The organism is Enterobacter cloacae complex sp. SHL009, assembly GCF_049237205.1.
Lineage (GTDB): Bacteria > Pseudomonadota > Gammaproteobacteria > Enterobacterales > Enterobacteriaceae > Enterobacter > Enterobacter cloacae_M.
Genome location: NZ_JBMKIW010000001.1, coordinates 21,538 through 44,190 on the forward strand (window position 1 = coordinate 21,538; position 22,653 = coordinate 44,190).

Annotated in this window: 23 protein-coding genes and 1 riboswitch; of the genes, 15 read left to right on the top strand and 8 right to left on the bottom strand. The window is 59.2% G+C overall.

The genetic code is table 11. From position 1 onward, the window contains the following. The first annotated feature begins 14 nt into the window (after positions 1-14). From ACOTZC_RS00120 to hutH, 3 genes are all read left to right on the top strand, one after another. Complete coding sequence (locus ACOTZC_RS00120; RefSeq protein WP_126302875.1) at positions 15-749, top strand: histidine utilization repressor; 735 nt, start codon at positions 15-17, stop codon at positions 747-749. A 127-nt stretch (positions 750-876) separates the two neighbouring features. After that, positions 877-2,562, top strand: coding sequence for a urocanate hydratase (hutU, locus tag ACOTZC_RS00125; protein WP_045355747.1), 1,686 nt, complete (start codon positions 877-879; stop codon positions 2,560-2,562). Continuing rightward, entirely contained in the window at positions 2,562-4,082 is a 1,521-nt protein-coding gene (gene hutH, locus ACOTZC_RS00130; RefSeq protein ID WP_023310843.1) for a histidine ammonia-lyase, read from the top strand. Before hutU ends, hutH begins: the two co-directional genes overlap by 1 nt. Positions 4,083-4,180: 98 nt before the next feature. On the opposite strand, the gene ACOTZC_RS00135 is transcribed toward hutH, so the two are convergent. Then, positions 4,181-4,657: a kinase inhibitor gene (locus ACOTZC_RS00135; protein ID WP_008501131.1), complete on the bottom strand. Its 477-nt coding sequence runs from the start codon at positions 4,655-4,657 to the stop codon at positions 4,181-4,183. Between the two features lie 48 nt (positions 4,658-4,705). Next, on the bottom strand, positions 4,706-5,995 hold the full coding sequence (gene bioA, locus ACOTZC_RS00140) for an adenosylmethionine--8-amino-7-oxononanoate transaminase (RefSeq protein WP_411860031.1): 1,290 nt from the start codon (positions 5,993-5,995) through the stop codon (positions 4,706-4,708). 86 nt (positions 5,996-6,081) lie between these two features. Here bioA and bioB point away from each other — a divergent pair, with 86 nt between their 5' ends. The 4 genes from bioB to bioD are packed head-to-tail and all read left to right on the top strand — an operon-like array spanning position 6,082 to position 9,709. Next, the gene (gene bioB / locus ACOTZC_RS00145; RefSeq protein ID WP_163353573.1) at positions 6,082-7,122 is read left to right on the top strand and encodes a biotin synthase BioB; all 1,041 of its coding nucleotides are present in this window, start codon (positions 6,082-6,084) and stop codon (positions 7,120-7,122) included. Beyond that, positions 7,119-8,276: an 8-amino-7-oxononanoate synthase gene (gene bioF, locus ACOTZC_RS00150; RefSeq protein WP_213751003.1), complete on the top strand. Its 1,158-nt coding sequence runs from the start codon at positions 7,119-7,121 to the stop codon at positions 8,274-8,276. Before bioB ends, bioF begins: the two co-directional genes overlap by 4 nt. Beyond that, positions 8,260-9,015 carry a malonyl-ACP O-methyltransferase BioC gene (gene bioC, locus ACOTZC_RS00155; protein WP_045355743.1) on the top strand — a complete coding sequence of 252 codons (756 nt, stop codon included), beginning with the start codon at positions 8,260-8,262 and terminating at the stop codon, positions 9,013-9,015. Before bioF ends, bioC begins: the two co-directional genes overlap by 17 nt. Then, a complete protein-coding gene (gene bioD / locus ACOTZC_RS00160; protein WP_045403786.1) occupies positions 9,008-9,709 on the top strand; it encodes a dethiobiotin synthase in 702 nt (233 codons plus the stop codon). Before bioC ends, bioD begins: the two co-directional genes overlap by 8 nt. Here bioD and ACOTZC_RS00165 read toward each other — a convergent pair. Next, a complete protein-coding gene (locus ACOTZC_RS00165; RefSeq protein WP_023310849.1) occupies positions 9,672-10,394 on the bottom strand; it encodes an ABC transporter ATP-binding protein in 723 nt (240 codons plus the stop codon). The genes bioD and ACOTZC_RS00165 overlap by 38 nt on opposite strands. Before the next feature lie 752 nt (positions 10,395-11,146). Here ACOTZC_RS00165 and uvrB point away from each other — a divergent pair. Continuing rightward, positions 11,147-13,162 (top strand): excinuclease ABC subunit UvrB, encoded by a 2,016-nt coding sequence (uvrB, locus tag ACOTZC_RS00170; RefSeq protein ID WP_109846300.1) that lies wholly within the window; start codon positions 11,147-11,149, stop codon positions 13,160-13,162. Positions 13,163-13,234: 72 nt separating this feature from the next. Here uvrB and yvcK read toward each other — a convergent pair whose 3' ends face one another. Next, positions 13,235-14,143: a uridine diphosphate-N-acetylglucosamine-binding protein YvcK gene (gene yvcK, locus ACOTZC_RS00175; RefSeq protein WP_023310851.1), complete on the bottom strand. Its 909-nt coding sequence runs from the start codon at positions 14,141-14,143 to the stop codon at positions 13,235-13,237. 225 nt (positions 14,144-14,368) lie between these two features. After that, a riboswitch (molybdenum cofactor riboswitch) is annotated at positions 14,369-14,502 on the top strand. On the opposite strand from yvcK, the gene moaA reads away from it, so the two are divergent. The 6 genes from moaA to ACOTZC_RS00205 all read left to right on the top strand — a co-directional run bounded on the left by moaA (position 14,490) and on the right by ACOTZC_RS00205 (position 17,969). Further along, positions 14,490-15,479, top strand: a complete 990-nt coding sequence (gene moaA / locus ACOTZC_RS00180) for a GTP 3',8-cyclase MoaA (RefSeq protein ID WP_045403782.1) — start codon at positions 14,490-14,492, stop codon at positions 15,477-15,479. Its footprint overlaps the riboswitch before it by 13 nt. Before the next feature lie 24 nt (positions 15,480-15,503). Next, positions 15,504-16,016, top strand: a complete 513-nt coding sequence (gene moaB, locus ACOTZC_RS00185; RefSeq protein WP_045403780.1) for a molybdenum cofactor biosynthesis protein B — start codon at positions 15,504-15,506, stop codon at positions 16,014-16,016. 3 nt (positions 16,017-16,019) lie between these two features. Then, on the top strand, positions 16,020-16,505 hold the full coding sequence (gene moaC / locus ACOTZC_RS00190) for a cyclic pyranopterin monophosphate synthase MoaC (protein ID WP_023292962.1): 486 nt from the start codon (positions 16,020-16,022) through the stop codon (positions 16,503-16,505). Next, a complete protein-coding gene (gene moaD / locus ACOTZC_RS00195; RefSeq protein ID WP_008501143.1) occupies positions 16,498-16,743 on the top strand; it encodes a molybdopterin synthase sulfur carrier subunit in 246 nt (81 codons plus the stop codon). Before moaC ends, moaD begins: the two co-directional genes overlap by 8 nt. Before the next feature lies 1 nt (position 16,744). Further along, a complete protein-coding gene (gene moaE / locus ACOTZC_RS00200; RefSeq protein WP_045403777.1) occupies positions 16,745-17,197 on the top strand; it encodes a molybdopterin synthase catalytic subunit MoaE in 453 nt (150 codons plus the stop codon). 64 nt (positions 17,198-17,261) lie between these two features. Continuing rightward, positions 17,262-17,969: a Bax inhibitor-1/YccA family protein gene (locus ACOTZC_RS00205; protein ID WP_008501145.1), complete on the top strand. Its 708-nt coding sequence runs from the start codon at positions 17,262-17,264 to the stop codon at positions 17,967-17,969. 105 nt (positions 17,970-18,074) lie between these two features. Here ACOTZC_RS00205 and ACOTZC_RS00210 read toward each other — a convergent pair whose 3' ends face one another. From ACOTZC_RS00210 to ACOTZC_RS00220, 3 genes are read right to left on the bottom strand one after another with little or no spacing between them, the layout of a single operon-like run. Beyond that, the gene (locus ACOTZC_RS00210; RefSeq protein ID WP_421635531.1) at positions 18,075-19,037 is read right to left on the bottom strand and encodes a lysylphosphatidylglycerol synthase domain-containing protein; all 963 of its coding nucleotides are present in this window, start codon (positions 19,035-19,037) and stop codon (positions 18,075-18,077) included. Further along, complete coding sequence (gene clsB, locus ACOTZC_RS00215; RefSeq protein WP_421635532.1) at positions 19,037-20,275, bottom strand: cardiolipin synthase ClsB; 1,239 nt, start codon at positions 20,273-20,275, stop codon at positions 19,037-19,039. The genes ACOTZC_RS00210 and clsB overlap by 1 nt, the downstream gene beginning before the upstream one ends. Next, positions 20,272-21,033, bottom strand: coding sequence for an endonuclease/exonuclease/phosphatase family protein (locus ACOTZC_RS00220; protein ID WP_163353582.1), 762 nt, complete (start codon positions 21,031-21,033; stop codon positions 20,272-20,274). Before ACOTZC_RS00220 ends, clsB begins: the two co-directional genes overlap by 4 nt. A 133-nt stretch (positions 21,034-21,166) precedes the next feature. On the opposite strand from ACOTZC_RS00220, the gene ACOTZC_RS00225 reads away from it, so the two are divergent. Continuing rightward, on the top strand, positions 21,167-21,577 hold the full coding sequence (locus tag ACOTZC_RS00225) for a YbhQ family protein (RefSeq protein WP_047173454.1): 411 nt from the start codon (positions 21,167-21,169) through the stop codon (positions 21,575-21,577). On the opposite strand, the gene ACOTZC_RS00230 is transcribed toward ACOTZC_RS00225, so the two are convergent. Further along, on the bottom strand, positions 21,539-22,645 hold the full coding sequence (locus ACOTZC_RS00230) for an ABC transporter permease (protein ID WP_063621223.1): 1,107 nt from the start codon (positions 22,643-22,645) through the stop codon (positions 21,539-21,541). The two genes, ACOTZC_RS00225 and ACOTZC_RS00230, sit on opposite strands and share 39 nt — an antisense overlap. Positions 22,646-22,653: the final 8 nt, after the last annotated feature.

Below are 22,653 nucleotides of genomic sequence, written 5' to 3' on the forward strand. Positions count from 1 at the left end.
TTCAAGGAGTCACGATGTTTTCACGCTCACCTCTGCCGCAGCCGAGCCCTCCCGCGCCTTTCTACGAAAAGGTGAAGCAGGCAATTAGCGAAAAAATCGCTACCGGCGTCTGGCGCCCGCACGATCGCATTCCTTCCGAGGCCGAGCTGGTGGCGCAGTTTGGTTTTAGCCGGATGACCGTCAACCGGGCGCTGCGCGAGCTGACCGACGAAGGGCTTCTGGTGCGCCTGCAGGGCGTGGGGACGTTTGTGGCGGAACCGAAAGGACAGTCGGCGCTGTTTGAAATCCGCAGCATTGCGGACGAGATAGCCGCGCGTAATCATCAGCACCGCTGCGAGGTGCTGGTGCTCGAAGAGACCCAGGCCAGCGCCGAGCAGGCCACAGAGCTTAACGTCAAGGAGGGAAGCCGCATCTTCCACTCCGTGATGGTGCATTTCGAAAACGACATTCCGGTGCAGATTGAAGATCGCTGCGTTAACGCTGAGCGGATACCGGACTATCTGAACCAGGATTACACCCAGACCACGCCGCATGCCTATCTCTCGCTCGTCGCACCGCTGACTGAAGGGGAGCACATTGTGGAGGCCGTGCGCGCCACGCCGCAGGAGTGCGAAAGGCTGCGCATTAAAGAGCACGATCCGTGCCTGCTGATCCGCCGCCGTACCTGGTCCTCGTCGCACATTGTGTCGCATGCCCGGCTGCTTTTCCCGGGGAATCGCTACCGGCTGCAGGGCCACTTCATGTCATAAGTTTTATAAGCGTGATCGCTAACGCAATATAACAAAATTGTATCTTTTTTGTTAAATCTGACCTTGTGTGTGCTTGTCTATACAAGTATATCTAAATGCATCATCTGTCCCCTATGAGGAGCACACAATGTCGTCAGGTAAATACCGCCAGCAGGACGTCCGCGCCGCGCGCGGCACCACGCTTACCGCCAAAAGCTGGCTCACCGAAGCCCCGCTGCGCATGTTGATGAACAACCTCGACCCTGAGGTGGCGGAGAACCCCCACGAGCTGGTGGTCTACGGCGGCATAGGCCGCGCCGCGCGCAACTGGGAATGCTATGACGCGATTGTAAAATCCCTGACCGAACTCGAACACGACGAAACCCTGCTGGTGCAGTCCGGCAAGCCGGTTGGCGTGTTTAAAACGCACAAAAACGCGCCGCGCGTGCTGATCGCTAACTCTAACCTCGTGCCGCACTGGGCCACGTGGGAACACTTCAACGAACTGGATGCGAAAGGGCTGGCGATGTATGGCCAGATGACCGCCGGGAGCTGGATCTACATCGGCAGCCAGGGGATCGTGCAGGGCACCTACGAAACCTTCGTGGAAGCCGGTCGCCAGCACTATAACGGCTCGCTCAAAGGTCGCTGGGTGCTGACCGCGGGTCTCGGCGGCATGGGCGGCGCGCAGCCGCTGGCCGCCACGCTTGCCGGCGCGTGCTCGCTCAACATTGAGTGCCAGCAGAGCCGCATTGATTTCCGTCTGCGCACCCGCTACGTCGATGAGCAGGCAACCGATCTGGACGATGCGCTGGCGCGCATCAAAAAATACACCTCCGAAGGCAAAGCGGTGTCGATTGCCCTGTGCGGCAACGCGGCGGACATTCTTCCTGAACTCGTCGCCCGCGGCGTGCGCCCGGATCTGGTCACCGACCAGACCAGCGCCCATGACCCGCTGCACGGCTATCTGCCAAAAGGCTGGACGTGGGAAGAATATCAGCAAAAAGCGGAAACCGACCCGGAAGGCACGGTGCTTGCCGCGAAACGCTCCATGGCCGAGCACGTCTCCGCCATGCTGGCCTTCAGCCAGATGGGCATTCCGACCTTTGACTACGGCAACAACATTCGCCAGATGGCGAAAGAGATGGGCGTGAATAACGCCTTTGACTTCCCGGGCTTCGTTCCTGCCTATATTCGCCCGCTGTTCTGCCGCGGTATCGGTCCGTTCCGCTGGGTTGCCCTGTCCGGTGACCCGGAGGATATCTACAAAACCGACGCCAAAGTGAAGGAGATCGTCGCTGATGACGAACATCTTCACCACTGGCTGGACATGGCCCGCGAGCGCATTAACTTCCAGGGCCTGCCGGCGCGTATCTGCTGGGTAGGGCTGGAGTGGCGTCAAAAACTCGGCCTCGCCTTCAACGAAATGGTGCGCAGCGGTGAAGTCTCCGCGCCGATCGTCATCGGCCGCGACCACCTGGACTCCGGCTCCGTCGCCAGCCCGAACCGCGAAACCGAAGCCATGCGCGACGGCTCGGATGCGGTCTCCGACTGGCCGTTGCTGAACGCTCTGCTGAATACCGCCAGCGGCGCGACCTGGGTGTCGCTGCACCACGGCGGCGGCGTGGGGATGGGCTTCTCCCAGCATTCCGGGATGGTCATCGTCTGCGACGGAACCGATGAAGCCGCCGCGCGTATCGCTCGCGTACTGCACAACGACCCGGCAACCGGCGTGATGCGTCACGCGGATGCGGGTTACGAAATTGCCATTGACTGTGCCAAAGAGCAGGGCCTTAACCTGCCGATGATCCCTGCCACACAAGGAAAGCATTAATGAACGCATTAACACTCACTCCCGGCTCGCTGACGCTCAAGCAGCTGCGTAACGTCTGGCGCAAGCCGGTCACCCTTTCGCTGGATGCAAGTGCCCATGCCGCCATTAACGACAGCGTCGCCTGCGTCGAAGCCATCGTTGCCGAAGGGCGCACCGCCTACGGGATTAACACCGGCTTTGGCCTGCTGGCGCAGACCCGCATCGCGACACACGATCTGGAAAACTTACAGCGTTCGCTGGTGCTGTCACACGCGGCGGGCGTGGGTCAGCCACTGGATGATGAGATTGTCCGTCTGATGATGGTGCTCAAAATCAACAGCCTGGCCCGCGGCTTCTCCGGCATTCGACTGAGCGTGATTCAGGCGCTGATGGCGCTGGTCAATGCGGAAGTCTATCCGTGGATCCCGGCAAAAGGTTCCGTCGGTGCCTCCGGCGATCTTGCGCCGCTGGCGCACATGTCGCTGCTGCTGCTGGGGGAAGGCAAAGCGCGCTGGCAGGGCGAGTGGCTTCCTGCGAAAGAGGCGCTGAAAAAAGCCGGGTTAAACCCGATCACCCTGGCGGCGAAAGAGGGGCTGGCGCTGCTGAACGGCACGCAGGCATCGACCGCTTTCGCGCTGCGCGGCCTGTTTGAAGCGGAAGATCTGTTTGCCTCAGCGGTGGTGTGCGGTGCGCTGACCACCGAAGCCGTGCTGGGCTCGCGTCGCCCGTTCGATGCCCGCATCCACGAGGTGCGCGGTCAGCGCGGGCAGATTGATGTCGCCGCGATGTACCGTCACGTGCTTACCGACACCAGCGAGATCGCGGATTCACACCACAACTGCGAGAAGGTTCAGGATCCCTATTCCCTGCGCTGCCAGCCGCAGGTGATGGGCGCGTGCCTGACGCAGCTGCGCCAGGCGGCAGAAGTGCTGCTGGTGGAGGCCAACGCGGTGTCCGATAACCCGCTGGTGTTCGCCCAGGAAAACGAGGTGGTCTCCGGGGGCAACTTCCATGCCGAGCCGGTGGCAATGGCGGCGGATAATATCGCCCTGGCGATTGCCGAAGTCGGCGCGTTGTCCGAGCGCCGCATCGCGCTGATGATGGATAAACATATGTCCCAGCTGCCGCCGTTCCTGGTGCGTAACGGCGGGGTCAACTCGGGCTTTATGATTGCCCAGGTGACCGCGGCGGCGCTGGCGAGCGAGAACAAAGCCCTGTCGCACCCGCACAGCGTGGACAGCCTGCCAACGTCAGCGAACCAGGAAGATCACGTTTCGATGGCGCCGGCTGCCGGGCGTCGTCTGTGGGAAATGGCCTCCAACACCCGCGGCGTGCTGGCGGTGGAGTGGCTGGCGGCATGTCAGGGTGTCGATCTGCGTGAAGGGCTAAAATCCAGCCCGCTGCTGGAGCAGGCGCGTCATGTGCTGCGCGAGCACGTATCGCACTACGATGATGACCGCTTCTTTGCGCCGGATATTGATAAGGCGATGCAGCTTCTGGAAGAGGGAAGCCTTGTAGGACTGTTACCTTCGGTGCTGTGATTTTTTGCCCTCACCCTCTCCCACAGGGAGAGGGAATTGCCCGGTTTTCACCCTCTCCCTGTGGGAGAGGGCTGGGGTGAGGGCATCAGCCCGCACTATTATGAATACATCGCCGTAATCGACGCGCTGCCCAGCGAATGGAAATGCACGTTAAACCCTACCATCGCGCCGCTCGCCCCTTCATCGACCTCAATCTTCTCCACATCCAGCGCGTGCACCGTGAAGATATAGCGGTGGGTTTCCCCTTTTGGCGGCGCCGCGCCGCCGTAGCCCGCTTTACCAAAATCGGTGCGCGTCTGAATGGCGCCTTCAGGCAGGGCAACCAGGTCTGAACCTGAACCCTGCGGCAGGACGCGCGTGTCGGCAGGCAGGTTCGCCACAATCCAGTGCCACCAGCCGGAGCCGGTCGGCGCATCCGGGTCGTAGCAGGTCACGACAAAGCTTTTTGTTCCGGCCGGAACCTCATCCCACGCCAGGTGCGGGGAGATGTTGTCTCCCTGATACCCCATGCCGTTGAATACGTGGCGTTCCGGCAGTTTTTCACCGTCGCGCAGATCTTTACTGATGATTTTCATACGGTTTACCCTTGTTGATCGCTCGTTCAGCAAGTGTAATGCATAGGGTTACATCGTGAAATGCGCGGGAATGTTAACGGCTGTTACAACCGCGTCGGTTAATTTACGCAGCTGCTCTGGCGTAATGCTGTACGGCGGCATCAGGTAGATAAGCTTGCCGAAAGGCCGCACCCAGACGCCCTGCTCAACGAAGAAGCGCTGCAGCGCCGCCATATTCACCGGATGGGTGGTTTCAATCACGCCGATGGCGCCCAGCACGCGCACGTCTGCCACGAAATTTGCGCCAGAGGCGGCGCTCAGCTCCTCTTTCAGCTGCGCCTCAATCGCCGCCACCTGCGTCTGCCACTCGCCGCTCTCCAGAATGGCGAGGCTTTCGCTTGCGACGGCGCAGGCCAGCGGGTTGCCCATAAACGTCGGGCCGTGCATAAAGCAGCCGGCCTCGCCGTCGCTGATGGTGTCGGCCACCTGGCGGGTCGTGAGCGTGGCGGAGAGCGTCATGGTGCCGCCGGTCAGCGCCTTGCCCAGACACAGTATATCCGGCGCAATGCCCGCATGTTCGCAGGCAAACAGCTTGCCGGTGCGGCCAAAGCCGGTGGCGATCTCATCGGCAATCAGCAGAATGCCCTCGTGGTCGCACATCTTGCGAATACGCCTCAGCCATTCCGGATGGTACATCCGCATTCCGCCTGCGCCCTGCACAATCGGCTCCAGGATCACGGCGGCGATTTCATGGCGATGCGCCGCCATCAGCCGCGCGAAGCCGACCATGTCCATCTCGTTCCACTCGCCGTCGAAACGGCTCTGCGGGGCAGGGGCAAACAGGTTTTCCGGCAGATAGCCTTTCCACAGGCTGTGCATCGAGTTGTCCGGATCGCACACCGACATCGCCCCGAAGGTATCCCCATGGTAGCCGTTGCGGAAGGTGAGGAAGCGCTGGCGCGTTTCACCCTTCGCGTGCCAGTACTGCAGCGCCATTTTCATCGCCACTTCCACCGCCACGGAGCCGGAATCGGCCAGGAACACGCACTCCAGCGACTCAGGCGTCATCGCCACTAGGCGACGGCATAAATCCACCGCGGGCTGATGGGTGATTCCGCCAAACATCACGTGCGACATCTGGTCAATCTGGGCCTTCATCGCCGCATTCAGGCGCGGGTGGTTGTACCCGTGAATGGCCGCCCACCACGAAGACATCCCGTCAACGAGCTGTTCGCCGCTGGCGAGGTGCAGCTCGCAGCCGTGGGCCGAGGCCACCGGATAAACGGGAAGAGGGCGGGTAGTGGAAGTGTAAGGGTGCCAGATATGCTGCTTGTCGAAGGCGAGATCGTCCTGGGTCATAATCGACTTGTAAACCATTTTGAAAAGTTTTAGGTTTACGAGTATAAACCGAACCGAAAATTAACAAAACCCTTTGGAGAAGCCCGATGGCTCACCACGCACGCTGGACGATGTCGCAAGTCACTGAATTATTCAACAAACCTTTCCTTGAGCTGATGTTCGAAGCCCAACAGGTGCATCGTCAGCACTTCGATCCGCGCCATGTTCAGGTCAGCACGCTGCTGTCGATCAAAACCGGTGCCTGTCCTGAAGACTGCAAATATTGCCCGCAGAGCGCGCGCTACAAAACCGGTCTCGAATCCGAACGGCTGATGGAAGTGGAGCAGGTGCTCGACTCCGCTCGCAAGGCGAAAAACGCCGGCTCGACCCGCTTCTGCATGGGCGCGGCGTGGAAGAACCCGCACGACCGCGACATGCCGTATCTGGAGCAGATGGTGAAGGGCGTGAAGGAGATGGGCCTCGAAGCCTGTATGACGCTCGGCACATTAAACGAGGAGCAGGCGCAGCGCCTCTCCGCCGCAGGGCTGGACTACTACAACCACAACCTCGACACCTCGCCGGAGTTTTACGGCAACATCATCACCACGAGGACCTATCAGGAGCGTCTGGACACGCTGGATAAAGTGCGTGACGCGGGGATCAAGGTCTGCTCGGGCGGTATTGTCGGCTTAGGCGAAACGGTGAAAGACCGCGCGGGCCTGCTGCTGCAGCTGGCAAACCTGCCGACCCCGCCGGAAAGCGTGCCGATCAACATGCTGGTGAAGGTTAAGGGAACGCCGCTGGCGGACAACGACGACGTGGATGCGTTTGATTTTATTCGCACCATCGCGGTGGCGCGCATCATGATGCCGACCTCTTTCGTGCGCCTCTCTGCCGGTCGCGAGCAGATGAACGAGCAGACCCAGGCGATGTGCTTTATGGCCGGAGCCAACTCCATCTTCTACGGCTGCAAGCTGCTGACCACGCCGAACCCGGAAGAGGACAAAGACGTTCAGCTGTTCCGCAAACTGGGGCTTAACCCGCATCAGACCGATGTGCTGACGGGCGATAACGAGCAACAGCAGCAGCTGGAGCAGCAGATTTTCAACGCCGACACCGACCAGTTCTACAACGCGGCAGCCGTATGACCTGGCAGGCACGCATTAATACCGCGCTGGACGAACGCCGGGCGGCAGAGGCGTTTCGCGTTCGCAGGGTGGTGGAAAACGGCGCGGGCCGTTTTCTTACCCGCGAGGGGCGGCAGTTTTGTAATTTCTCCAGCAACGACTATCTCGGGCTGAGCCAGCATCCTGCCATCATCCGCGCCTGGCAGCAGGGTGCGGAGCGGTTTGGCGTGGGCAGCGGCGGCTCGGGACACGTCAGCGGCTACACCACGGCGCATCAGGCGCTGGAAGAGGCGCTTGCCGACTGGCTCGGCTACCCGCGCGCGCTGCTGTTCATCTCCGGCTTTGCCGCCAACCAGGCGGTCATTACCGCCCTGATGGGAAAAGAGGACCGTATTGTCGCTGACCGCCTGAGCCACGCCTCGCTGCTGGAGGCGGCAAATTTAAGCCCGGCGCAGCTGCGCCGCTTTACCCATAACGATGCGGGGCAACTCGCCGCGCTGCTGGATAAACCCTGCGACGGACAGCAGCTGGCGGTCACCGAAGGGGTGTTCAGCATGGACGGCGACAGCGCCCCGCTTGCCGCGCTGCACGAGGCCGCAAAGCGGCAAAACGCCTGGCTGCTGGTTGACGACGCCCACGGCATTGGCGTAGTGGGTGACGAAGGTCGCGGCAGCGCGCATCAGCAAAACGTAAAGCCGGAGCTGCTGATTGTCACCTTCGGCAAAGGCTTTGGCGCCAGCGGCGCCGCCGTGCTGTGCAGCGAGTCCGTCGCCGACTATCTGCTGCAGTTTGCCCGGCACCTGATCTACAGCACCAGCATGCCCCCGGCGCAGGCCGTGGCGCTGTCTGCGTCGCTGGCGTTGATCCGCAGCGCGGAAGGAGATGAGCGTCGCCAGCGGCTGGCAGACCATATCTCATGCTTCCGCAAGGGGCTAGCGGCGCTGCCCTTCCACAGCCCCGATTCGCAGAGCGCCATCCAGCCGGTGATTGTCGGCGAAAACGGCCGCGCGCTGGCGCTGGCACAGGCGCTGCGCCAGCGCGGCATGTGGGTGACCGCCATTCGCCCGCCAACGGTCCCGCCGGGCACCGCGCGGCTGCGTTTAACCCTGACGGCGGCGCATGAGGCTCGGGATATCCAGACGCTGCTGGAGGCGCTCCATGACGCCGGTGAATAAACAGGCCGTTGCGGCGGCATTTGGCCGGGCCGCGCAGAGCTATTCGCAGCACGATGAGCTGCAGCGTTTGAGCGCGCAGGGGCTTCTGGCCGCGCTTGGCGAGAACCGCTTTCCGCAGGTGCTGGACGCCGGATGTGGTCCCGGCAGCAACAGCCGCTACTGGCGCGGGACGGGAAGCCAGGTGACGGCTATCGACCTCTCGGACCAGATGCTCGACGAGGCGCGTCAGAGGCAGGCAGCGGATCGCTATCTGCTGGCGGATATCGAGGCGATCCCGCTGGCGGATGCGCAGTTCGATCTGGTCTGGAGTCATCTGGCGGTCCAGTGGTGCAGCAGCCTGCCGCAGGCCTTGCGCGAGCTTTATCGCGTCGCGCGACCGGGCGGGAAGGTAGCCTTTACCACCCTGCTGGAAAGTTCGCTGCCGGAGCTGAATCAGGCGTGGAAAGCGGTGGATGAGCAGCCGCACGCTAACCGATTTTTATCGCATGAGCAGGTGACGCAGGCGCTGGCAGGCTGGCGCTATTGCAGCACGGTGCAGACCATCACCCTCAATTTTAGCGATGCGTTGAGCGCGATGCGCTCGCTGAAGGGCATCGGGGCCACGCACCTGCATACCGGACGCGAGAAAAAACCGTTGACCCGGGGACAGCTGCAGCGTCTGGAGCTGGCCTGGCCGCAGCAGCGGGGACATTTCCCGCTCTCTTATCAACTTTTTCATGGGATTATCGAACGTGAGTGAACGTTATTTTGTCACCGGAACGGATACGGAAGTGGGAAAAACGGTGGCCAGCTCGGCGCTGCTGCAGGCGGCGCGAAAGCTTGGGAAAAACACCGCCGGATATAAGCCGGTTGCTTCCGGCAGCGAGATGACGGCGGAAGGGTTACGCAATACCGACGCGCTGGCGCTCCAGCGTAACAGCACGCGTGAGCTTGCCTATTCAGCGGTGAATCCGTACACCTTTGCCGAGCCGACCTCGCCGCACATCATCAGCGCTGACGAAGGTCGTCCGATTGATTTCACCGTGCTGTCAGCCGGGTTACGGACGCTGGAAAGCCAGGCCGACTGGGTGCTGGTGGAAGGCGCAGGCGGCTGGTTTACGCCGCTTTCGGACACGCAGACGTTTGCTGACTGGGTGCAGGCCGAGCAGCTTCCCGTCATTCTGGTCGTCGGCGTCAGGCTGGGCTGCATCAATCACGCCATGTTGACCGCGCAGGCCGTACAGCAGGCCGGGCTGACGCTGGCGGGCTGGATAGCCAACGACGTGGTTGCGCCGGGGAAACGACACCAGGAGTATCTGGCGACGCTCAGGCGAGTACTTCCCGCCCCGTGCCTCGGGGAAATTCCCTGGCTTGCTGACGGCGTGGAAAATGCCGACACCGGGCGTTATCTCGATCTCAGCGTCTTGCTTCCCGCGACATCCAGTGCGCGATAAGCTCGTCATCCAGCTCGTTAACGTGGCCCTGCGCCACGTTACGCCCGCGATAGAGCATGCAGAAGCGGTCCGCAACCCGGCGGATAAACGACAGCTGCTGCTCCGCTAATAGCACCGTCATACCAAACTCCCGGTTTAAGCGCACCAGCAGCTGCCCCAGCTTCTGGGCGAAGCTGTGTCCTGCGCCGTGCAGAGGCTCATCGAGGATCAGCAGGTGCGGACGGTTCACCAGCGCATTAGCCAGCGCCAGCTGGTACTGGTCGTCCGGAGAGAGCGTGTTCGCACGGGCCAGTCGCAATGCGTAGAGCGCCGGAAACAGGTCGTAAACGTCATTTTTCGCCTCCGGGTTGGGTTTCCCCATCGCCCGCATGGCAATATGCAGATTCTCCTCAATCGTTAACTGGGAGAAGATCCGCCTGTCCTGCGGGACATAGCCTATCCCCGGTCCTGAGCGCTGTTCTGGCGGCAGGTTAAGCAAGTCGCGCGGCGGTGCGCCCGCCTCGTGCCAGATGATGCTACCGCTTTCAACGGGCACTCTCCCGGCGATGCAATTCATGAGGGTGGTTTTCCCCATCCCCGGCAGGCCAACGACGCCTGTACACATCCCTTGCGGAAAATCCAAATTCACGTTCCATAGCGTATGTTGGCTTCCGTAAAACTGATTCACAGCACGCAGACTCAACATCTTTTTCTCCTTAAAAATGTGTGTAGGTGAGGCTCGCGTTTGAATCTGCAAAACCCCTGCCAGAAACCGAAAAGTGTTCAAAAAAACGGCTTTTTTAGGAATAAGTCACCAGAGAGGGGCTGAGAAAAAAGGGAATTGCACATCGACGGTGCTGGAGGTGGTGAGTTGTGGTGCAGAATCCGAAATGATGAAAATGTGAGCAAGATCCCATCGGTTGGTTATGAATGACGCAACTGTTAATCATCAAAAAATAGCTATAAAATTTTTTTACTGCGGTCTCGTGGGAAAAACCGGGAATTTGCCGAGCGCCAGTCTGCATGGGCTGGAAGCAGTTATCCACTATTCCTGTGGATAACCATGTGCATTAGAGTTAGAAAACACGCGATAAGCGAGAGAAGACGCGGCTTACGCCCAAATTGGCGCGAAACGCGGCTTTAGAAAATATCGTTTATTATTTAATTGCTTAGATAAAAGCAATTCCCGTCATGAAAGTGTCACCCGTTGCCACAAAACTATCATTACCTGGCTTGACAAATGTTAAAAAAGAAAAAGTTCTGGGGATAACCTGACCTGACTGGTGTTTTATATTGTCACAGTCCAAATTTTGGCCGCTATCGCGCTAATCATTCAGGCGCTATGCTAAATATCCTGACATGCTACTGGTTTTTCATCCAGTGTTTTTTACTGGCATTCCTGGCAACAACGAGTAAAATTACTCACCTGCCGCTTATAACGTCATCAGGTTGTCGCCCATGAGTAAACCGTTCAAATTGAATTCTGCTTTCCGTCCATCTGGCGATCAGCCTGAGGCGATCCGTCGTCTGGAAGAGGGCCTGGAAGACGGGCTGGCGCACCAGACGCTGCTGGGGGTAACCGGCTCGGGTAAAACGTTCACCATCGCCAACGTGATTGCGGATCTCCAGCGCCCAACGATGGTGCTGGCACCCAACAAAACCCTGGCCGCGCAGCTTTACGGCGAGATGAAAGAGTTCTTCCCGGAAAACGCGGTGGAGTATTTCGTCTCCTACTACGATTACTACCAGCCTGAAGCCTACGTACCGAGCTCTGACACCTTCATCGAGAAGGATGCCTCGGTGAACGAGCACATCGAGCAGATGCGTCTGTCGGCCACGAAGGCGCTTCTGGAGCGTCGCGATGTGGTCGTCGTCGCGTCGGTTTCCGCGATCTACGGTCTGGGCGATCCGGATCTCTATCTCAAGATGATGCTGCACCTGACGCAGGGGATGATTATCGACCAGCGCGCCATCGTTCGCCGTCTAGCGGAGCTGCAGTATGCCCGTAACGACCAGGCGTTCCAGCGCGGCACCTTCCGCGTACGCGGTGAGGTGATCGACATCTTCCCGGCGGAATCGGACGATATGGCGCTGCGCGTCGAGCTGTTTGACGAAGAGGTTGAACGCCTGTCGCTCTTCGACCCGCTGACCGGACACATTGAATCAGTGATCCAGCGCTTCACCATCTACCCGAAAACGCACTACGTGACGCCGCGCGAGCGTATCGTGCAGGCGATGGAAGAGATCAAAGTGGAGCTGGCCGAGCGCCGTAAGGTGCTGCTGGCGAACAATAAGCTGCTGGAAGAGCAGCGCCTGAGCCAGCGTACCCAGTTTGACCTTGAGATGATGAACGAGCTGGGCTATTGCTCCGGCATTGAAAACTACTCGCGCTTCCTCTCCGGGCGCGGGCCGGGCGAGCCGCCGCCGACGCTGTTTGACTACCTTCCGGCAGACGGTTTGCTGGTGATCGACGAATCCCACGTCACGATCCCGCAGATCGGCGGGATGTACCGCGGTGATCGGGCGCGTAAAGAGACGCTGGTAGAGTACGGGTTCCGCCTGCCGTCAGCGCTGGATAACCGTCCGATGAAGTTTGAAGAATTTGAGGCATTAGCGCCGCAAACCATTTACGTCTCGGCCACGCCGGGCAACTACGAGCTGGAGAAATCCGGTGAAGACGTTGTCGATCAGGTTGTGCGTCCGACCGGGTTGCTCGACCCAATTATTGAAGTTCGTCCAGTGGCTACGCAGGTGGACGATCTGCTCTCAGAGATCCGCGCCCGTTCCGCCATCAACGAGCGCGTGCTGGTGACCACGCTCACCAAGCGTATGGCGGAAGACCTCACCGAGTATCTCGAAGAGCACGGCGAGAAGGTGCGCTATCTGCATTCGGATATCGACACCGTGGAGCGCATGGAGATTATCCGCGATCTGCGTCTGGGCGAGTTTGACGTGCTGGTGGGGATCAACCTGCTGCGAGAAGGTCTGGACATGCCTGAAGTCTCGCTGGTGGCGATTCTGGATGCGGACAAAGAGGGTTTCCTGCGTTCCGAGCGTTCGCTGATCCAGACCATCGGCCGCGCCGCGCGTAACGTCAACGGGAAAGCGATTCTGTACGGTGACAAAATCACCCCGTCGATGGCGAAAGCGATTGGCGAAACGGAGCGCCGCCGCGAGAAACAGCAGCGCTACAACGAAGAGCACGGCATTACCCCGCAGGGGCTGAACAAGAAGGTGGTGGATATTCTGGCGCTGGGTCAGAACATTGCCAAAACCAAAGCGAAAGGTCGCGGCAAGGCGCGTTCAGTGGTGGAAGAAGATACCGTCGTGCTGACGCCGAAAGCGCTGCAGCAGAAAATCCACGAGCTGGAAGGGCAGATGATGCAGCACGCGCAGAACCTGGAGTTCGAAGAAGCGGCGCAGATCCGCGACCAGCTTCATCAGCTGCGGGATCTTTTCATCGCGGCATCGTGAGTAAAGCGTTGTTTTCTCCCTCTCCCTGAGGGAGAGGGCCGGGGTGAGGGCATCAGGCCGCACAAAACGAATCTAGCCCAGCGCCTGAATCGCCTTCTCCAGCGCCTCGCGCAGCAGGTGACGGTCATGGCGATACTTAATGTCACTCGCTTCCAGCGGCTCCTGCACCACCACGCGGTCGCCAATACCCGACACATCCACCTTCGGCCCGACCACGACGCCGTCGATAATTTTTTTGCCGACGTACTGCTCCATTAATTCAAGTTTATCTGCCAGCGACAGGCTCGCCGCCGCCGGACTCAGTTCACGTCCCAGGTTGCCGATGTAAACCATCGGGGCAGGGGTGCGGCGCAGCGCCTGCGCCAGCTCTTTCACCAGCAGAATGGGCATCAGGCTGGTATAAAAACTGCCCGGACCGATCAGGATAAGATCCGCTTCTCCGATGGCCTCCACCGCTTCTCGCGTGGCGGGTACGCTCGGATAGGTCATTAACTCCGTGGGCGGCAGGATGAGCTGGTCGATATTCACCTCGCCGTAAACTTCATGCCCTTCGGCGTCGATGGCCATCAAGTCAACCGGTTGTTCAGACATGGGGATCAGGAATGCGTCCACTTTGAGCAGATTACGGATTAAGTTGATGGCTTCCAGAGGCCTTACGCTCAGGTGATCGAGCGCCTTTAACATCAAATTTCCGAGGTTATGTCCGGAAAGTTCGCCATTACCGCCAAAACGGTACTCAAACATCGCCGACGCGACGCTTGGCTCGGTAATTAACTGGTTCAGGCAGTTGCGCATGTCTCCCCAGGCAATACCGCCTTCGGCACGACGAATGCGTCCGGTTGAGCCGCCGTTGTCGGTGGTGGTCACTATCCCTGTCAGCCTTGAGCCGAGTGACGACAAAGAGGACATAACCCGGCCTAAGCCGTGTCCTCCGCCAAGAGCGACCACTCGGTCAAGATCCGCAAAAGTGCGATTGCGCATACGTATTCCTTATCACGTTCGATCGCGTAACAGTAACCTAACTACCCCTAAAAGACGATGCCTCACCCGACGCAAAATGACGTATATCAATGTGAAAATGCGGTTTTTAGGTATTCTGTAGCGAAAATGCAGGATTGATTCGCTATATACGTAACTATATAGCGAAAGGCGATAATGGCGTCGTGAGAATTTCCGCGCTACTATCGCCCTAACCACGTTTTCAAAATTGAAAACATACACTCTAGCCCTTGTGCCTGTGTCGAAAGATATGGCGCTCTGGCCGTGGCGAATTTGCCACCAGGGTACAGAAAGAAATGACTGTGCCTCCCGATCTGGAAAGGTGTACATGGCTTCACAACTTACTGATGCTTTCGCGCGTAAGTTTTATTACTTACGTCTGTCGATTACCGATGTGTGCAACTTCCGTTGCACCTACTGCCTGCCCGATGGCTACAAACCGGGCAGCGTCACCAATAACGGCTTTCTCTCCGTGGATGAAGTGCGCCGCGTCACGCGCGCCTTCTCTGAGCTCGGCACCGAAAAAGTGCGCCTTACCGGCGGTGAACCCTCGCTGCGCCGCGATTTCCCCGACATCATTGCCGCCGTGCGTGAAAACGAACGTATCCGCCAGATTGCGGTAACCACCAACGGTTACCGTATGGCGCGCGACGTAGCCACCTGGCGCGATGCGGGCTTAACCGCCATTAACGTCAGCGTGGACAGTCTGGACGCCCGCCAGTTTCACGCCATTACCGGCCAGGATAAATTCCAGCAGGTCATGGACGGTATCGATGCGGCATTTGCGGCCGGCTTCGAAAAAGTCAAAGTCAACACGGTGCTGATGCGTGATGTAAACCATCACCAGCTCGATACTTTCCTGGCGTGGATCAAAACCCGCCCCATTCAGCTGCGTTTTATTGAGCTGATGGAAACCGGCGAGGGCAGCGAGCTGTTTCGCCGCCATCACATCTCCGGCATGGTGCTGCGCGACGAGCTGCTCAGGCGCGGCTGGATCCACCAGATCCGCCAGCGCAGCGACGGTCCGGCGCAGGTCTTCTGCCATCCTGATTATGAAGGCGAGATCGGGCTTATCATGCCTTACGAGAAAGACTTCTGCGCCAGCTGCAACCGCCTGCGCGTCTCTTCCGTGGGCAAACTCCATCTCTGCCTGTTCGGCGACGGCGGCGTGGACCTTCGCGATCTGCTGGAAGACGATGCGCAGCAGGAGGCGCTTGAAGCGCGCATTTCTGAAGCACTGACGCATAAAAAACAGACCCACTTCCTGCATCAGGGCAATACCGGCATTACTCAGAACCTGTCTTACATTGGCGGGTAACCAGTCTTAAGAAGGAATCAGAAGATGAGTCAGGTCAGTGCAGAATTTATCCCGACACGCATTGCGATCCTTACCGTTTCCGACCGCCGTGGCGAAGAGGATGATACTTCCGGCCACTGGCTGCGCGAGGCGGCCCATGACGCGGGGCATAACATTGTTGATAAAGCGATCGTGAAGGAGAACCGCTACGCCATTCGCGCGCAGGTCTCGCAGTGGATCGCCAGTGATGAGGTGCAGGTGGTGCTGATCACCGGCGGCACCGGCTTTACCGCGGGCGATCAGGCGCCTGAAGCGCTGCTCCCGCTGTTCGACCGCGAGGTGGAAGGCTTCGGCGAGGTGTTCCGCATGCTCTCCTTTGAAGAGATTGGCACCTCCACGCTGCAGTCGCGCGCCGTTGCCGGGGTGGCGAACAAAACCCTGATTTTCGCCATGCCGGGCTCGACGAAAGCCTGCCGCACCGCGTGGGAAAACATCATCGCCCCGCAGCTGGACGCCCGTACCCGTCCGTGTAATTTCCATCCCCATTTAAAGAAATAAGCTATGTCACAACTGACCCACATTAACGCCGCTGGCGAAGCGCATATGGTGGACGTCTCCGCCAAAGCGGAAACGGTGCGCGAGGCGCGCGCCGAAGCGTTCGTCACCATGCTGCCGGAAACGCTGGCGATGATTATCGACGGCAGCCATCACAAGGGTGATGTCTTTGCGACCGCGCGCATCGCGGGTATTCAGGCCGCCAAGCGCACCTGGGATCTCATCCCGCTGTGCCATCCGCTGATGCTGAGCAAGGTGGAGGTGAACCTGCAGGCGCAGCCGGAGCAGAGTCGCGTGCGCATTGAGTCACTCTGCCGCTTAACCGGCAAAACCGGCGTGGAGATGGAGGCGCTGACGGCGGCCTCCGTTGCCGCGCTGACCATCTACGACATGTGCAAAGCGGTGCAGAAAGATATGGTGATTGGCCCGGTTCGCCTGCTGGCAAAAAGCGGCGGCAAATCCGGTGATTTTAAGGTGGACAGCCATGATTAAGGTGCTCTTTTTTGCGCAGGTGCGCGAGCTGGTGAATACCGACAGCCTGACTCTGGATGCCTCTTTTGAAAACGTTGCGGCCCTGCGCGCGCATCTGGCGGCACAGAGCGACCGCTGGGCGCTGGCGCTCGACGAAGGCAAGCTGCTGGCCGCCGTTAACCAGACGCTGGTGGAGCTTACCCATCCGCTGAAGGCCGGGGATGAAGTGGCCTTCTTCCCGCCGGTCACAGGGGGCTAAGATGGCTGAAACCCGAATTCTGGTGAGTCCTGAGCGTTTTAACGTAGGGACCGAATACGGCTGGCTGGCGGAACGCGATGAAGACGGCGCGGTCGTGACCTTTACCGGCAAGGTGCGCAATCACAACCTCGGTGACAGCGTGAAGGCGCTGACGCTGGAGCACTATCCCGGCATGACGGAGAAATCGCTGGCGGAGATTGTCGACGAGGCGCGAGGCCGCTGGCCGCTCGGGCGCGTCACGGTTATTCACCGTATCGGCGAGATGTGGCCCGGCGAGGAGATTGTCTTCGTCGGCGTGACCAGCGCCCACCGCGGCAGCGCGTTTGCGGCAGGGGAGTTCATTATGGATTTCCTCAAAACCAAAGCCCCGTTCTGGAAGCGCGAAGCCACGCCGGAAGGGGATCGCTGGGTAGAATCTCGCGACAGCGATAAGCAGGCCGCCAGCCGTTGGTAGTTGGTTTACGTGGATGTGTTACTCTTAACGAGTGTGTCTACTTAATCTTAATCAGGAGTGAATCATGGACCGATTTCCGCGTTCCGATTCAATAGTACAGCAGACCCGTAGCGGCCTGCAGACGTATATGGCTCAGGTGTATGGCTGGATGACGGTTGGCCTGCTGCTTACCGCGTTTATCGCGTGGTATGCAGCGAACACGCCGGAGCTGATGATGTTTATCTTCTCCAGCAAAATCACCTTCTTTGGGCTGATTATTGCGCAGCTGGCGCTGGTGTTTGTGCTTTCTGGTCTGGTGCACAAGCTGAGTGCCGGCATGGCAACGACCCTGTTTATGCTCTATTCGGCGCTAACGGGCCTGACGCTTTCCAGCATTTTCATCGTTTACACCTATTCATCCATCGCCAGCACCTTCGTGGTGACCGGCGGGATGTTTGGTGCGATGAGCCTGTACGGTTACACCACGAAGCGCGATCTGAGCGGCTTCGGCAGCATGCTGTTTATGGGGCTGATCGGGATTGTGCTGGCGTCGCTGGTGAACCTGTGGCTGAAGAGCGACGCGCTGATGTGGGCTGTGACCTATATCGGGGTGGTGCTCTTCGTGGGGTTAACGGCCTATGACACCCAGAAGCTGAAAAACATCGGTGAGCAGATCGACGTGCGCGACAGTTCCAACCTGCGCAAATACTCCATTCTGGGCGCGCTGACGCTGTATCTGGACTTCATCAACCTGTTCCTGATGCTGCTGCGAATTTTAGGCAACCGTCGTTAAGGTTGTTTTGCCGGGTGGCGGTGCGGTCTGGTGCCCTCACCCTGACCCTCTCCCACGGGAGAGGGAACAAACATCAAAAACGGCAACAAGGTTGCCGTTTTGCTTTTATTTCGCCAACGCCTTCTCGTTCTTCGCTCTCAGCTTCTTCGCCCGACTCTCCAGCACCAGATAACAGACCGTTGCCAGCGCCAGCGGCAGGAAATAATACAGCATGCGGTACGCCAGCAGGGCGGCGATAATCGTTCCCTGAGAGACATGCTCCCCGGCCAGCAACGCGATAAATACCGCCTCCAGCACGCCGATCCCGGCAGGAATATGCACAATTACGCCCGCAATACTGCTCACCAGCAGCACGCCCAGCACGAAGAAGTAGTTCACGTCCTCGCCAATCAGCAGCCAGATAATGGCCCCCATTGCCATCCAGTTGGCGCTGGAGACCGCCATCTGCAGCACCGCAAACTTCCACGAGGGCAGAACCAGCTTTTGCCCCTTGATGGTCATATGGCGGCGTCTGGCAAACGCGCAGGCCCACAGATAAACGGCGATAATCAGTAGCAGCACGATGCCCAGAATGCGCAGCGTGGCCTCATCGATATACCAGTGCGCGGGCAGTTGCACCACGCCGATGGTGAAGATCACCCCGCCGAGCAGAATATAGCCCAGCCAGTTGGTGGTGATGCTTAACGAGAAAATGCGCGTGATGGTCCCGCCCGGCAGGCCGAGCCGCGAGTAAAGGCGATAGCGCATGCCAATGCCGCCGACCCAGGTGCTCAGCGTCAGGTTAAAGGCGTAGCAGATAAACGACACCAGCATAACCTGACGTTTGGCCAGCTCGTGGCCGCAGTAAGCGCGGCCCAGCAGGTCATAGCAGCCGTACATCAGGTAGCTGACAATAACCAGCCCCACAGCGCCCAGCAGCACCATCCGGTTATAGTTGCGGATGACTTTCCACACTTCTTCCCAGTCAACTTTCTGCGCGTAGACCACCAGCAGAACGGCGACCGCAATAAAAAACAGCCAGGTCAGGATCTTTTTTGCCAGCCGCCAGCGCGGATGCGATTTCGACATCAGGGTTTGCCTCCATCTTCCGCTTCAATACGGTCCTGGGTTTCCATTTCCGGTTGTACCGGCGGGTCCACCTGCGCCAGCTTAGGCGTATGCGCCGGAAGCCAGCCGACCATCGCCGGGAAATGGCGCAGGAAGTGGAACACCACCACGCTGATGCCCAGGTTCCACCAGGTACGTTTGGGGACCATGGACTCGTCCACGCGCACGCTGTCGTTAACGATTAGCGCCTGCAGGTTATCCCGCAGGGTCTGGTTAAACTGGCGATCGTGAATGATCAGATTAGCCTCGAGATTGAGCGATAAGCTCAGCGGATCGAGATTACTCGAACCCACGGTGGCCCAGTGATCGTCCATCAGCGCCACTTTGCCGTGCAGCGGTCGGCGGCGATATTCGTAGATCTGTACGCCGCCCTTCACCAGGTAGTTATACAGCAGGCGTGCGCCCACTTTGACAATCGGCATATCCGGCTCGCCCTGCACAATTAGCTTCACGCGTACCCCGCGTCGGGCCGCATTGCGCATGGCGTGCAGCAGACGATAGCCCGGGAAAAAGTAGGCGTTAGCAATAATCACTTCGCGCTTCGCGTTGGCGAGCATCTTGAGATAATGACGTTCTATGTCGTCCCGGTGCTCGCCGTTATCCCGCCAGACGAAAAGGGCCTGCGCTTCGCCGGGCTTCCGGTTCTCTTCCGGGCGATGGCGGCGTCTCCACCAGTGGCGAACGGCCTCTTTACCCGGCAGGTTCTCCAGCTCAAACAGTAAGATGTCCTGCACCACCGGGCCTTCAATGCGAATGGCGTAGTCCTGCTTCGCTTCCGGGCCGTAGTCGGACATATGCTCCGCGGAGTAGTTAATGCCGCCGACAAACGCCACCGTCTCATCCACCACCACAATTTTGCGGTGCATCCGGCGGAAAAGGTTGGTCCGCATGCCGAACAGGCGAGGGCCGGGATCGTAGTAGCGAAACACCACGCCCGCGGAGGTCAATTCATTCACAAACGCATCGCTGAGATCCGGCGAACCATAGCCATCAAGCAGCACTTCAATTTTGACGCCGCGCCGGGCGGCGCGCAGCAGCACGCTATGCAACTGCTTGCCCACGTCGTCTTCGAACCAGATAAAGGTTTCGAGGATCACCTTCTGCTGGGCGTGATCAATCGCCTTAAACACGGCCGGGTAATACTCGTCCCCGTTGACCAGCAGCGTGATCCGGTTGCCTTCCTGCCAGGAACATTTCATAGGTGGATCTCCGCGCTGAGCGGGGCATGGTCGGAAAGATGCCGCCAGTTGAGGAGCGCCAGGGCGGTCGGGCTGCTGGCATGGGCATTTTTTACGTAGATGCGGTCAAGCCGCAGCAGCGGGAAACGGACCGGGAAGGTACGCGCAGGCCTGCCGTTGGCGCGAGTAAAAATCTCTTCCAGCCCGGCATCCACCTTCAGCGGATGGTTTGCCCGCTGTCGCCAGTCGTTGAAATCGCCCGCCACCACCACCGGTTCACCTTCGGGAAGCGCGTTGGCCCATTCGGCCAGCATTTTCAGCTGCGCCTGACGATGGGCTTCGCGCAGGCCCAGGTGAACGCAGCCGACGTGGATGGGCAGCTCAAGGTCGGGCGGGGTAATGCGGCAGTAAAGCAGGCCGCGTTTTTCGCTCTCCCCGACGGAAACGTCGCGGTTCTCGTAATGTTCAATGGGGTAGCGGGACAGCACCGCGTTGCCGTGATGCCCTTCCGGATAGACCGCGTTGCGGCCGTAGGCATAATCACTCCACATGGTGTCGGCCAGAAATTCATAGTGCGGCGTGTCGGGCCAGTTCTCAAAGTGAAGCGGATGCACTTCGTGTGCGCCCATCACCTCCTGCAGGCAGACAATATCCGCGCTGACGGTGCGCACCGCGTCGCGCAGCTCCGGTAAAATGAAGCGGCGGTTAAATGCTGTGAAGCCTTTATGAATGTTTATCGTCAGCACTTTAAGCGAGAAATGCTGCATTTTTTTCGTCATAAGCTCCTTCCTGAGTGACTATCCCAATGAAAATAAAGTGTAGTCGGCGTCACAAAAAGATGCGGCGTTACGGAATTTTCCGTAAAGTGCGGTAGTCTGATTAAGCAGAGAAAAATCCTTCAGGAGAGAAGCCATGAAGTGGCAACAACGTGTTCGTGTCGCAACTGGCCTGAGTTGCTGGCAGATAATGTTGCATTTACTGGTCGTGGCCGTACTGGTGATGGGCTGGATGAGCGGCACGCTGGTGCGTGTTGGCCTGGGGCTATGCGTCCTTTACGGCGTCACCGTGCTGTCGATGCTGTTCCTACAGCGCCACCATGACGCGCGCTGGCGCGAGGTGGGTGATGTGCTCGAAGAGCTCACCACCACCTGGTACTTTGGCGCAGCGATGATTGTCCTGTGGCTGCTGTCGCGCGTGCTGCAAAACAACTTGCTGCTGGCCCTGGCGGGTCTGGCTATCCTCGCAGGGCCTGCGGTGGTCTCGTTGCTGACCAAAGAGAAAAAGCTACGCGATGTTGCGTCTAAACATCGCGTACGCCACTGAGCCCGTCGTGGCCGCGATGACCAGTAGCGGCCACAAACTTCCCCAGACAATATCCAGACTCGCATCCTTCAGATAGATCTGCTTGGTGATATCCGTAAAGTGGCGAATCGGGTTTATCCACGTCAGATCCTGGAGCCACACCGGCATATTCTCAACCGGCGAGACGTACCCCGAGAGCAGGATCGCGGGCATCATAAAGACGAATACCCCGATAAACGCCTGCTGCTGCGTCGAGCAGAGTGCGGAAATCAGCAGCCCAAACCCCACCAGCGACAGCCCGTAAATCACCATCGTGAAGTAAAACAGCGCCAGCGATCCGGCGAACGGGATCTGGTAGGCCCAAATTCCCACCCCCAGCACGATGGTGGCCTGGAAGGTCGCGACAATCAGCGCCGGCACCGCTTTGCCGACGAAAATTTGCCAGGTGGCGAGCGGGGAGACCAGCAGCTGATCCAGCGTGCCTTGTTCGCGCTCGCGGGCGACGGAGAGGGAGGTGACGATCATCACCCCGATGGTGGTGATCATGGCGATCAGCGACGGCACTACAAACCACTTGTAGTCCAGATTCGGGTTATACCAGTTGCGCACCACCAGCTCGCTGTTGTTGGGCTTCGGTTTGCCGTCCATCAGCTCCTGCTGGTAATCCTTCACGACCTGCTGCAGATAGTTGGCCGCGATCTGGGCGCTGTTGGAGTTGCGTCCGTCGAGGATCAGCTGCAGCGGCGCGGTCTGGAAGGTATCCAGATTGCGGGAGAAATCCGCCGGGAACCGCACCAGCAGCAGCGCTTTTTGCGTATCGATGGTAGGCTGGATCTCCTGCGGGCTTTTCAGCAGCAGGATGTGGGTAAAGGCTTTCGCACGCGCAAAGCGCTGCGTTAACTCGACGGAATGTTTGCCGTTGTCTTCGTTGTAAATGGCGATGGTGGCATTGGTCACCTCCAGCGTGGCGGCAAACGGGAACAGTAAAACCTGGATCAGCACCGGCAACACCAGAATGGCGCGGGTTTGCGGCTCGCGCAGCAGGGATTGCAGCTCTTTGCGTATCAACGTCCATAATCGGTGAAACATGTTCGCTC